Annotated in this window: 7 protein-coding genes; 4 read left to right on the top strand and 3 right to left on the bottom strand. The window is 41.2% G+C overall.

Annotated features, from left to right (window positions below; genetic code table 11):
• The first annotated feature begins 33 nt into the window (after window positions 1-33).
• Window positions 34-294 (top strand): response regulator, encoded by a 261-nt coding sequence (locus GKR92_08580; protein ID QMU61747.1) that lies wholly within the window; start codon window positions 34-36, stop codon window positions 292-294.
• A gap of 4 nt (window positions 295-298) precedes the next feature.
• Window positions 299-775 (top strand): hypothetical protein, encoded by a 477-nt coding sequence (locus GKR92_08575; protein QMU61746.1) that lies wholly within the window; start codon window positions 299-301, stop codon window positions 773-775.
• Window positions 776-832: 57 nt separating this feature from the next.
• On the opposite strand, the gene GKR92_08570 is transcribed toward GKR92_08575, so the two are convergent.
• From GKR92_08570 to GKR92_08560, 3 genes are read right to left on the bottom strand one after another with little or no spacing between them, the layout of a single operon-like run.
• Window positions 833-1570 carry a 16S rRNA (uracil(1498)-N(3))-methyltransferase gene (locus GKR92_08570; protein ID QMU61745.1) on the bottom strand — a complete coding sequence of 246 codons (738 nt, stop codon included), beginning with the start codon at window positions 1568-1570 and terminating at the stop codon, window positions 833-835.
• Window positions 1571-1600: 30 nt separating this feature from the next.
• Complete coding sequence (locus tag GKR92_08565; GenBank protein QMU61744.1) at window positions 1601-2914, bottom strand: adenosylhomocysteinase; 1314 nt, start codon at window positions 2912-2914, stop codon at window positions 1601-1603.
• A 53-nt stretch (window positions 2915-2967) separates the two neighbouring features.
• Complete coding sequence (locus tag GKR92_08560; protein ID QMU61743.1) at window positions 2968-4125, bottom strand: methionine adenosyltransferase; 1158 nt, start codon at window positions 4123-4125, stop codon at window positions 2968-2970.
• 145 nt (window positions 4126-4270) lie between these two features.
• On the opposite strand from GKR92_08560, the gene GKR92_08555 reads away from it, so the two are divergent.
• Together GKR92_08555 and GKR92_08550 are read left to right on the top strand one after the other, a co-directional pair.
• Complete coding sequence (locus tag GKR92_08555; protein QMU61742.1) at window positions 4271-4825, top strand: redoxin domain-containing protein; 555 nt, start codon at window positions 4271-4273, stop codon at window positions 4823-4825.
• A 505-nt stretch (window positions 4826-5330) separates the two neighbouring features.
• Complete coding sequence (locus GKR92_08550; protein ID QMU61741.1) at window positions 5331-12260, top strand: OmpA family protein; 6930 nt, start codon at window positions 5331-5333, stop codon at window positions 12258-12260.
• The last annotated feature ends 10 nt before the right edge of the window (window positions 12261-12270 follow it).

The raw sequence follows: 12270 nt of genomic DNA, 5'->3' as shown, positions 1-12270 counted from the left end.
AATAACTACCAGGTAGTTACCGCTAAAGATGGTGTGGATGCGGTGCAAAAACTACAAGATTTTACGCCTTCCCTTATATTGTTGGATATCGAGATGCCGCGAATGGATGGTTATGAGCTAGCGACTCATGTCAGAAATAACGAACGTTTAAAAAATGTGCCAATCATAATGATTACCTCTCGTACTGGTGAGAAACATCGCCAACGCGCAATGGATATAGGTGTGCAAGAATATTTAGGTAAACCTTATAATGAAAGTGAGTTATTGGCTTACGTGCAAGATGTGGTGAAGTAATATTATGTCTCTACCCGAATCTACAGTCTATCCAACCCTAAGTTGCATGCTATTGCCTCTCAATGGCAACGATGTGTTAATACCCAAGTCGATTGTTAAAGAAGTTATTTACAAGCCAAATATAAATCTTTTGGGAGAAGAGGAAGATTGGTTAATTGGTGAAATTGATTGGGAAGATTACGTGATTCCTGTAATTTCATTTGAGCGGCTTTGCAACCAAACTAGATTAGTAAAATCAAAGAATATTCGCGCAGTAATTTGCCATGTAATTGATAATACTGAATCGTTTCCTTTGTATGCAATAGAAGTGCAATCGATGCCTAGGCCACTGATTTTAGATAGCCGAGCTTTATTTAATCATGATGGCATGATGAATAAATATTCAGAGCTGGTTTCCTACTATGTAAAAATCGGCAGTAAAGAGTTGGCAATTCCTAACTTCCAGAAGTTAGAAGAAATACTTTTAACGCGCGCTACTTAATTAAAATTATTGTGTTAGCAATGGAAAGTAATAGGCCATAGTAATCTAACATTTCATTTACTTTGCAAGATCACCCCATAGTTGCTGAGCAGTGAGCACTGCAGCAAGTGCCGCGGTTTCTGTTCGCAGTATGCGTGGCCCAAAGCGCACAGATTGAAAACCTTTTAGCGATACAACTTTTACTTCACTTTCAGTTAGCCCGCCTTCAGGGCCAACTAACAATTTTATCGATGATGGTTTATTTATGTTTAAGCTATTAATGGTTTGATTAGAGCTAGCATCGAATGTCAGGCCATGCTCATTATCATTCAGTTGTTCAATCTGATTGAGCTCGGTTATAGGTAATAACTGGGGAATGATAGATCTGCCAGTCTGTTCACAAGCACTATGAATAATGCGTTGCCAGTGTTGATGTTTATTCTCAGCAGATTTATCTGTTGATTTGTTAACAATGCGTTCAGTAATTATAGGGTGGATATTCGTTACACCTGCTTCCACAGATTTTTGAATTGCAAAGTCCATGTGCGAACTTTTTGATACGCTGAGGTATAAATGTGTAGTTAATGAAGATTCGCTATACAAGGTTAACTTTTCTGTGATTTTGACTCGCAGGATTGCTTTACTGTAATCGATGATTTCGCAAGCATAATCATGCCCATCACCATTGAAAAGTCTTAATGAGGAACGTTTATTTAGCCTGAGGACGTTTACAGCATAATGTCGAATATCATCATCTAGCTCCAGTTCTATATTTGGAGCTAGACTTTGATGGGTATGAAGGCGAACTACTCGCATTGAGTGTTCAGTGTAGTGCTTTATGCAGAATTAATAACGATAATAGTCTGGTTTGTAAGGACCATTCACATCAACACTAATATAATCTGCTTGTTCTTTAGTGAGTTTTGTTAACTTCACACCAATTTTTTCTAGGTGTAAGCGCGCAACTTCCTCATCCAATGATTTAGGTAAAACATAAACTTTATTCTCATAGGTGCCAACATTTCCCCAAAGTTCCATTTGTGCCAATACCTGATTGGTGAACGAGTTAGACATAACAAAGCTTGGGTGTCCTGTTCCACAGCCTAAATTCACTAAGCGACCTTCGGCTAACATAATAATACGTTTTCCATCCGGGAATATGATGTGGTCTACTTGTGGCTTAATATTTTCCCATTGATACTGTTTCAAGCTTGCGATATCAATTTCATTGTCAAAATGGCCAATGTTGCAAACAATCGCTTGATTTTTCATCGCTACCATATGGTCATGGTTAATAACGTTAAAATTACCTGTGGTGGTTACGAAGATATCTGCTCTGTCTATAACATCTTCTAATCTCACAACGCTATAACCTTCCATTGCAGCTTGTAATGCACAAATAGGGTCAATCTCAGTGATCAAAACAGTTGCGCCAAGTCCGCGTAGAGATTGCGCACTACCCTTACCCACATCACCATAACCACAAACAACTGCAGTCTTGCCTGCAACCATCACATCGGTTGCACGTTTAATACCGTCTACTAATGATTCACGGCAGCCATATAAATTATCGAATTTAGATTTGGTTACCGAGTCGTTAACATTAAACGCAGGGACTTTTAATTCGCCACGTTTTTCCATTTCGTGTAAGCGGTGTACACCCGTTGTGGTTTCTTCAGAAACACCTCTTACATCTTTAAGCATTTCAGGATATTTTTCATGCATGATTTTGGTTAAGTCACCACCATCATCCAAAATCATATTGGGCTTCCATCCATTTGGTCCGGTAATAGTTTGTTCTATACACCACTCATATTCTTCTTCAGTTTCGCCTTTCCATGCGAAGACCGGTATGCCTTTTGCTGCAATGGCCGCTGCCGCATGATCTTGTGTTGAAAAGATATTACAAGAAGACCAACGAATTTCTGCACCTAGTTCAACTAAGGTTTCAATTAACACAGCAGTTTGAATAGTCATGTGCAAACAACCAACGATACGCGCACCTGTTAGTGGTTTTTCTTTACCGTATTTTGCGCGCAGTGCCATTAAGCCTGGCATTTCTGTTTCAGCAATGGCAATTTCTTTTCTGCCAAATTCAGCACCGTTTATATCGGCAACTTTAAAGTCCGCGTCGATTTTTTCAGCAGATTGAATAGTCATATTTAATTATGCTCCTTAAGCATTAAGTAACTTATTTAGTAAATGTGGTGTAACTATGATGCGCGGTCTTTTAATTCTGAAATTTTATCAGTTCTTTCCCAATGAAAACTATCTTCACTACGTCCAAAATGGCCATAAGCTGCTGTAGATTGATAAATTGGGTGTAGTAAGTCGAGCATAGTAACGATTCCGTATGGGCGAAGGTCGAATACATCTTGTACAACATCTTCTATTTTGTTATCCGCAATTTTACCAGTGCCAAAAGTATCAATCGATACCGAAGTGGGTTGTGCTACACCAATTGCATAAGAAATTTGTATCTCACATCTCTCAGCTAAACCTGCTGCGACTATGTTTTTAGCTACGTAGCGACCAGCATACGCTGCTGAGCGATCTACTTTAGATGGATCTTTGCCAGAAAACGCTCCACCACCGTGACGGGCCATGCCGCCGTAAGTATCTACAATAATTTTACGGCCGGTTAAGCCACAGTCACCCACTGGCCCACCTATTTCAAAATTACCAGTAGGATTGATGTGGTACTTTGTGTCTTTTGATAACCACTTTTCAGGCAAGGTCGGTTTAATAATGTGCTCCATTACCGCTTCATGTAAATCTTTTTGACTTACATCAGGGTCATGCTGGGTGGACAACACCACTGCATTAATGCCAGTAGGTTTACCATCTTCATAAACAAAAGTGACTTGGCTTTTTGCATCCGGGCGTAACCAGGATAATTTACCCGATTTTCTAACTTCAGATTGTTCTTGTACTAGTCTATGTGAATATGTAATCGGTGCAGGCATGAGTACATCTGTTTCGTTACTTGCGTAACCAAACATCATGCCTTGGTCGCCAGCGCCTTGTTCTTCTTTGGATTTCCGATCTACACCTTGTGCGATATCTGGAGACTGCTTGCCAAGTGCATTTAGCACAGCACAGTTATGGCCATCAAAACCTACATCAGAGTTGTCATAACCAATACTATTAACTGCGTCACGTACAATGTTTTCATATTCGATTTGCGCAGAAGTTGTTATTTCACCTGCAAGTACTACCATGCCGGTTTTTACCATGGTTTCGCAGGCTACACGAGCGTTGGTGTCTTGTTTTAGAATTGCGTCTAGAATGGCATCAGATATTTGATCTGCCATCTTATCTGGATGGCCTTCAGAAACAGATTCGGATGTAAAAACGCGAGTGATGGGCATTACTAATTCCTTGGTGGAGGCTACTATTTAAGCGACATTTTATTACAGGTGTAGAATAATTAATTAACTCATTAGTTATATGAGTCACATTCAGGCGCGTTATTTTACGTATGTGTAAGCCAATGAAAAGTAAGCAGATCACGTTATGACACAGACCCCTTCAAATATGTTGCCTTTAGGCACACATGCTCCAAACTTCACCTTACCAGACGTTGTGTCTGGCAAAGACTTATGTTTGCAAGATTTACGAGGTAAGCGAGCGACACTGATTATGTTCATTTGTAATCACTGTCCGTTTGTAATCCACATTCAAGACGAGCTGGTAAGGCTTGGGTTAGACCTCCCTCTAAGAGGAGTTAGTATGATTGCGATTAGCTCTAATGACGTAGAAAACTATCCTGAGGATGCTCCAGAAAAGATGAAGCTACAGGCAGAATCATTAGGTTATAACTTCCCCTATTTATATGATGAAACCCAAGATGTTGCAAAATCCTATGATGCAGCGTGCACACCAGATTTTTATATTTTCGATAAAGAATTAAGGTGTGCATATCGAGGTCAACTTGATGATTCTCGTCCAGGTAATAATGTCCCAGTTACAGGTGTAGATATACGCCATGCTCTTGACGCTATTACTGAAGATAAAGAATTTAATCTTCAGCAGAAACCTAGTGTTGGGTGCAATATCAAATGGAAATAATACTAAGTTTCTAGCTAAAGTTATTCTGTAATTTTCGTATATAATTGAATTATATAGAGTTTTTCGCGTCCACACACAATTGTGTTTTTTTGTTAAAAATAATCTCCTTTTGTCCTTGCAAATCAACAGTTTATCGTCAAATCAAGTTAATATTTTCTTAAGTCCGTCTGTCACCAAATTGGCCTCCTAAATCGGTTATACCCCTCTGATTCCTTAGTTTTGAGACCTGTACCGTCTAAAATTTGACGCTATAGCCGTAATATTGACTTCAACAAGGAGATATAGAATTTCCTTCAAAAGTCAATTGTTTACGTCAATTGCTCTGCATGCAGAAGCAATTATTAGTGCCTCATCTCGACTTGAATAGCTCAATATTTTTTGAGTAGCAATTTAGGTTTTTTCTAAATTGTTGGCGGGCGAGTGTGGGTTGATGAACGCGTTAAAGGAATAACGAGTGTTAAAACTCAGAAAATTAAATCATTCTTGCAGACATGCACAAAAGTGCATGCAAGCATATTTATGTTTTTTTTCATTATTTCTTTTCTTAATTTCTTTTCCAGTTCATGCAGCATTTCCTGATCCACTGGTAAATACGGCTACTGTTACTGCTCCAGTTGGTGTTACTGATCCTGCTGGTAACAACATTGCTACTGATAGTAATAATCTTGATTTGCCAAGTTTAGCGATTGTTAAGACCTTGGATAGCAATGCCGATGAAGACACCAGCACCACGGTCACCTTGAATGACACCTTAACTTACAGTGTCACGGTCACCAACGATGGCAACACCACGTTGAATAATGTTGTGGTCAGTGATGCGTTGTTAACGCCGAACAGTAATACCTGTGTGACCTTGGCACCGAGTGCGACCTGTGTATTAACCGGCACGCATGTGGTGAGCCAAGCGGAATCGGATGCGGGCACGGTGGATAACACCGGTAGTGTGACCAGCACGGAAGTGCCAGGTCCGACCACCGACACGTTAAACACGCCAGTGATCCAAGATAATAGTTTAGCGATTGTTAAGACCTTGGATAGCAATGCCGATGAAGACACCAGCACCACGGTCACCTTGAATGACACCTTAACTTACAGTGTCACGGTCACCAACGATGGCAACACCACGTTGAATAATGTTGTGGTCAGTGATGCGTTGTTAACGCCGAACAGTAATACCTGTGTGACCTTGGCACCGAGTGCGACCTGTGTATTAACCGGCACGCATGTGGTGAGCCAAGCGGAATCGGATGCGGGCACGGTGGATAACACCGGTAGTGTGACCAGCACGGAAGTGCCAGGTCCGACCACCGACACGTTAAACACGCCAGTATTATCATTTATAAGTATCAATGACGTAACAATAGTGGAAGGTAATGCTGGTGTCACAGCTTACAATTTCACAGTCAGTGTAGATGGTGGTGGCAATGCAGCGAACAACATCGATTTCACGTTTGATACTGTAGACGGCACAGCAACCTTAGCGGATACCGACTACGTACAAGTTACTGGTGGTAGCGGCACCATTGTGGCCGGAACCAACAGCACTACAATCACGGTAAATGTAAATGGTGATACCAATGTCGAGACAAATGAAACCTTCTTGGTAAATGTAAGCGCACCGGTAAATGCAACAATAAATGATGCACAAGGTATTGGTACGATCAATAATGATGACTCTGCAGTTAGTGTTGCAAAAGCTTGTGTGCCAGATACGATCGTTGCAAATGCGCCAACTACTTTAACCATTTCTTTAGGTAACTCGAATGTAGGGTCAGCCACATTAACGGCAGACCTTGTTGATAATATGCCAACGGGGATGACAGCACTTGCTGTGAATCCTGCAACAACCTGCCCAGGTGTAATTGATATAAGTGCAAGTTCAGTTGTTAGGTATGTGTCTGGTTCTAATATTCCATCGGGCGGTTGTGATATAGCAGTTGATATAACATCAAATGCACAAGGTACTGCTACAAATGTTATTCCAGCTAATTCTCTACAAACAACTCTTGGAAATAATTTAGTAGCTGCAACGGATGACTTAACAGTGATAGGTGATCCATTGGGTTATTTTTATTGCGAAGCCACAGGCCAAATTATTCCAGGTGGTAATGTAAGTTTCACGCCACCGGGCGGCGGCGTTGTGACATTACTTGAAGATGGTTCAGCAGGTAGATATCAAGCTTTGTTTGCTGGTGGTGGCATATATAATATGAATATAATGGTTCCTCCAGGAACAGCTTTGAGCACATCGAGACTAGTTGACCCATTAGATTTTGATGGAACGGGTGGGCCTAATCCAACCATTCTAGGTAGTGGCGAAGGTGTTGCAGGATTTTTAGCAGACTTTAGTTTAATTACTAATACACCGTGGTACGACAGTTTTGATTTTACTGCTGGTGATCCGATTGTTCTAAATAATAATATTCCACTAACCAATTGCGCTGCAATTACCGCACCCGTTTTGCTAACAAAAACAGCAACACCTGATGAAATAAGTATTGGTGATGTTGTTCAATACAATCTACAAATCGAAAATAGTTCTGGTGCTGCATTCACTGGCACAAGAGTTGTCGATAATATTCCTGGTGGATTTAGTTATGTGGATAACTCTGCTTTATTGATAACAGCTGGGCCAGACGGAATTATCAATACTGGTGACGATGTTGAGTCTGCTATTACAGTATCGGGTGCAGATCCAATAACATTTGAGAATATTGATATACCCGTTAATCAAGTTCAACTAATACGGTACTTATTACGTGTAAGTTCTGGTGTGGTTGAAGGTGAATATGTGAACACAGCTCGTATTGCGGGTGTAGGTGGCGTAAATGTTAGTAATGAAGCCAGTGCAACCGTTCGAGTTATTCAAGACCCAATTCTGCAAAAGACTACTATCATCGGAAAGGTCTTTAATGACCGTGATGAAGATGGCTGGCAAGACAGTGCGCATGCAACGAAAGTTACTATTAAGAGTGAATACTTTGGTTGGGATGGGCATAGTCTTGGCACTATATTCGGCCGCAACAGCGAGTTTGATTCTATAGAAGAGAATCAAGTGGAAGTGCGTATACCACTTGATCTACAGGGTGATAACAGCTTTGTGATTGAAAGTGCTGAAGGTACGGTTATTAAAGTAGATAACGATGGCAATGTGCAAGCAGAGTACAGAGATGAGAAACGTAAAGGTTTAACTGCGCAAGATCTAACGGTCATGACAGTACGTGATAGTGATGAATTTGTTATTACGATTACAAACCATGGAATTCAAGAAGCTGGCATTCCAGGTGTGCGATTGGCAACGGTTGAAGGATTATTGGTTGAAACTGATCAATATGGTCGTTATCACTTGGCAGATATTGATGGCGGTCGTTGGGAGCGTGGAAGAAACTTTATTATAAAAGTAGATCCAGCAACGTTGCCTGAAGGAAGCGAGTTTACAACTGAGAATCCGCGCGTACTACGTATCACTCAAGCACTAATGAGTAAGTTTAACTTTGGTGTGAAATTGCCATCGCAAGAAGCAGTAATGATGGAAAGAGGGTACGGTGCATCAAAACGTGTTGAACGAGATGTTGAAGTGGTAGAGACGCGAGAAATTAAAGATGTGGTGGATCCGATTTACTTTAGCTCGGGTAAAGCCAAAATATCGCAAACAGCGCTTAATACTTTGCAGCAAGAGATTTCTCGTTTACAAAATAAAGAGAGAGTGGTTGTACGTATTTCCGGTCATGCGGATAGTCGAAAACTTTCAGAAAAAACAAAAGCTAGGTTTGGGGACAACCATGGCTTAGCGCAAGCGCGCGCCGAACAAGTTGCAAAAATATTGCAACAAGAATTAAATCTAAACGAAAACATGATTACGGTTGTGGAGCATGGTGCGGATAAACCTATTGCATCAAACGATACCAAAGTTGGTAGGGCGCAGAATCGTCGCACTGAAATCGATGTGGTTTACGATGAGCGTTATACCAAGACTGTAGTAGAAATTGATTACACTCCTACATCAGAGCCAATTATCAAACGCGAGTCTGAAATTCCAAATGGTGGCGCAATTTGGGCAGTGGAAGATCCTGCAACATTAGATCCACGTTTAAACGCAATTGCACAGGGTGGAATTATTCTTAAACGCGGTGAAGTTAAAGATCCAATTAATTTCACGCTTTACAGTAACTACATTGCCTTTATCGATCGTTGGGAATTATCTGTTTACGCAAACAATGATCGGGATTTAATTAAACCAATCGCGACACAATCGGGTGATAGATTTGCTTTTACCGACACGGTTGAATGGCAAGCCCAATTAGTTGATGAGAAGTATTTTGAAGAAGGGGAAAGCTTGTTTTATGTGTTACGTGTATTTGATAAACAAGGTCGTATGGATGAAACCATTCCACGTGCATTGACAGTTACAGATGAATTAATTATCAAAGTTGAAAGACGTGAGCTTAAAGAAGAGCGGGAAGAGGTTGCGCTAGCAAGCTATGGTGAATCGAATTTGCTTCGTCAGACCATTCCATTGGCTGGGTCGCGTGTACGAGTAAATGGTGTTGATCTTGATGAGGATTACACGATTAAAGTTAATGGCGAAAAAGTGATTGTTGATGAAGATGGTAAGTTTGTACTAGAACAGCATTTGCCATTAGGAAAACATCAAATGGTGGTTGAGGTGAGTGATGCCAATGGCCTTGATTTTGAGCGAACTCTAGATGTTGATGTAAGCGGCAAGTATATGTTCATTGTTGGGCTTGCAAACTTAACCGTAGGCGAAAACGACTTGTCCGGAAGTGTTGAGGCATTAGGTGATGATGACCACTTTGATGAAGATGTTTGGGTCGATGGCCGTGTTGCGTTCTACCTAAAAGGTAAGATTAAAGGCAAGTATTTAGTTACTGCGCAATTAGATTCCACTGAAGACGAGTTGCGAAATTTGGGTGATCGTTTGGAAGAGGAAGATCCAACCGAAATCTTTAGACGCCTTGACCCGGATCGTTACTACGCAGTTTATGGTGATGATTCTACAACAATTGATGATACCGATAGTCAAGGTGCAGTGTATCTACGTGTCGATTGGGATAAGAGTATGGCACTGTGGGGGAACTACAATACTGACCTTACCGGTACTGAGTTTGCGCAATACAATCGTAGCTTGTATGGCGCTAAGTTAGAGCATAGAAATGTAGATACCACTAAATTTGGTGAACATAAACATGAAGTGCATTTGTTTGGTAGTGAAGCGCAAACGGCTGCAGCGCATAATGAATTTATTTCAACCGGTGGGTCACTTTACTACTTACGAGATACTGATGTAGTGCAAGGCTCTGAAAAAGTTTGGGTGGAGGTGCGCACACGTAATACTGAGCAAGTGGTTGAGACTCTAACCCTTGAGCATGGTCGTGATTTTGATATTGATTATCTGCAAGGCCGCATTATTTTAACTCGCCCGCTGACTCAATTTGATTTAGGGTCAGGCCCGTCAATCATTAGAGACACACCATTAGATGGTAATGATGTGTTCTTGCTAGCAGATTATGAGTATCGACCAGATGCCTTTAGCGCAGATGACATTACTACAGGCGCGCGAGGTAAAGCTTGGTTAAATGATTTCATTGCGCTGGGTGGTACCTATGTCAATGAAGATCGCGATGGCGTTGATTATGAATTGAAGGGTACAGATGTAACGTTGCGTGCAGGTAAAGGAACCTACTTACGACTTGAATATGCAGAGTCTGATGCTAAGCAAGCGGATAATAATTTCTTGTCTGCAAATGGTGGTATTAGTTTCAATAAGCAAAATAATCTAAGCGATGATGCTGATGGCGAAGCCAAGGGAGTTGAGGCGCGCGTTAACTTTGCTGAATTAAGTGATCATAAAGGTTACTTAATGGGTTGGTGGAAAGATCGTGATGCTGGCTTTTCCTCTACTGCACGTTTAGATGATGGTATTGAAACCATCGACACAGGTATTGAAGCGCAATGGCAAGCAACCGAGCGTTTAGATTTAACGGCACGCGCGACGAGCCTTGATAAGAAGACAGAAAGTGAATTTTCGGCAATCAGCATTCAAGGTGACTATGAAGCTAGTGACAGATTAAGTGTTGGTCTAGAACTACGACATGAAGATGAAAAAGACGAAATTTTAAATACCGATGGTGAAGCTACATTAACCGGTGCGGAAATACGTTATGACTTAACTGAGCAAACTGAAGTGTATACCAGTGGGCAAGTTGTTGTGGATGATGAGGGTGATTATGAAAGCAATGCCTTAGCGACCGTTGGTGTTGAAACACAAGTTAATGATCGGTTGGCATTGAAAACTGAACTCAGTACGGGTGATCGTGGAGACGCCGTAGTTTTGGGAGTTGAATATGATGTTACGCCAAATATGAATATAAGTTTAGATGCGGGCTTTGGCAGTGGTGCGACTAGTCAGGTCGGTACAAATTACACTACCGCAAATGGATTAGAGCTATATGGTAGCTATGCTACAGACCCCGATCGCACGGATAGTGGTGAATCGCTGTATACATTTGGTTCTCGTAAGAATTATGGAAATGGACTCTCTATATATAGTGAAAACCAATTTGGTGAGGGTGAAGAAGAGCAAAGTATTGCACGTACTTATGGACTAGATTTTGATCTCACTGATCAGTGGCGTTTGTCTGCATCCATGCAAAAGAATGATATTGAATATGATCAGGGCGACATTGATAGACGTGCCGCAACTTTAGGTGCGAGTTATAAAGGTGATGATCTTAAATTTGGTTCGGTGCTTGAATTCCGTGAAGACGATAATAGTCAAACTAATGAAGATGCAGCGCAATGGGTTACTTCAAACACCGTTGAATGGCAACAGAGTGAAAGCTTGCGTTGGTTAGGTAAAGTTGAATTATCGACAACACATAGTGATGCAAATAAGAGTGATGAAGCTAAATATGCTGAGCTAGATATAGGTTTTGCATATCGACCTGCATTTAATGACCGATTAAATATTTTGGGTAAGTACACTTTTGTATATGACCTAGCGAGCAGTGGTCAAGATACCTCGTTTGCTGATCAACGCAGCCATATCTTTGCAGTGGAAGGAATTTACGACGTAAATCAGAAATGGGAAGTGGGCGCCAAGCTTGCATACAAGACCGGTGATACGCGAGTGACTCGTGGAGCCGGGCCGTGGTTTGAAACGGGCGCACACTTAGCTGTAGCACGTGCCCGTTACCACATGCTTAAGAAGTGGGATGCATTGCTTGAATATCGTTGGCTAGAGACTGAAGAGCGTGATGATAGTAAAGATGGTGCTCTGTTAGGTGTGTATCGCCATGTTGGCAAGCACATGAAGGTGGGTACGGGTTATAACTTTACAGATTTTGATGATGATCTAACTGATAACGATTATGACTCGAACGGTTGGTTCTTTGACATTACAGGAAAATACTAAGAGTTAAGTT

This window comes from Gammaproteobacteria bacterium (assembly GCA_014075255.1).
Classification (GTDB): domain Bacteria; phylum Pseudomonadota; class Gammaproteobacteria; order UBA4575; family UBA4575; genus JABDMD01.
Note: the sequence above shows the minus strand (reverse complement) of the source record. Positions and strands in the feature narration are given on the sequence as shown.

Coding starts and splice junctions, on each gene's coding strand:
- GKR92_08560 (QMU61743.1), bottom strand. CDS start 4,125: ATGCCCATCACTCGCGTTTTTACATCCGAATCTGTTTCTGAAGGCCAT.
- GKR92_08570 (QMU61745.1), bottom strand. CDS start 1,570: ATGCGAGTAGTTCGCCTTCATACCCATCAAAGTCTAGCTCCAAATATA.
- GKR92_08550 (QMU61741.1), top strand. CDS start 5,331: ATGCAAGCATATTTATGTTTTTTTTCATTATTTCTTTTCTTAATTTCT.
- GKR92_08575 (QMU61746.1), top strand. CDS start 299: ATGTCTCTACCCGAATCTACAGTCTATCCAACCCTAAGTTGCATGCTA.
- GKR92_08555 (QMU61742.1), top strand. CDS start 4,271: ATGACACAGACCCCTTCAAATATGTTGCCTTTAGGCACACATGCTCCA.
- GKR92_08565 (QMU61744.1), bottom strand. CDS start 2,914: ATGACTATTCAATCTGCTGAAAAAATCGACGCGGACTTTAAAGTTGCC.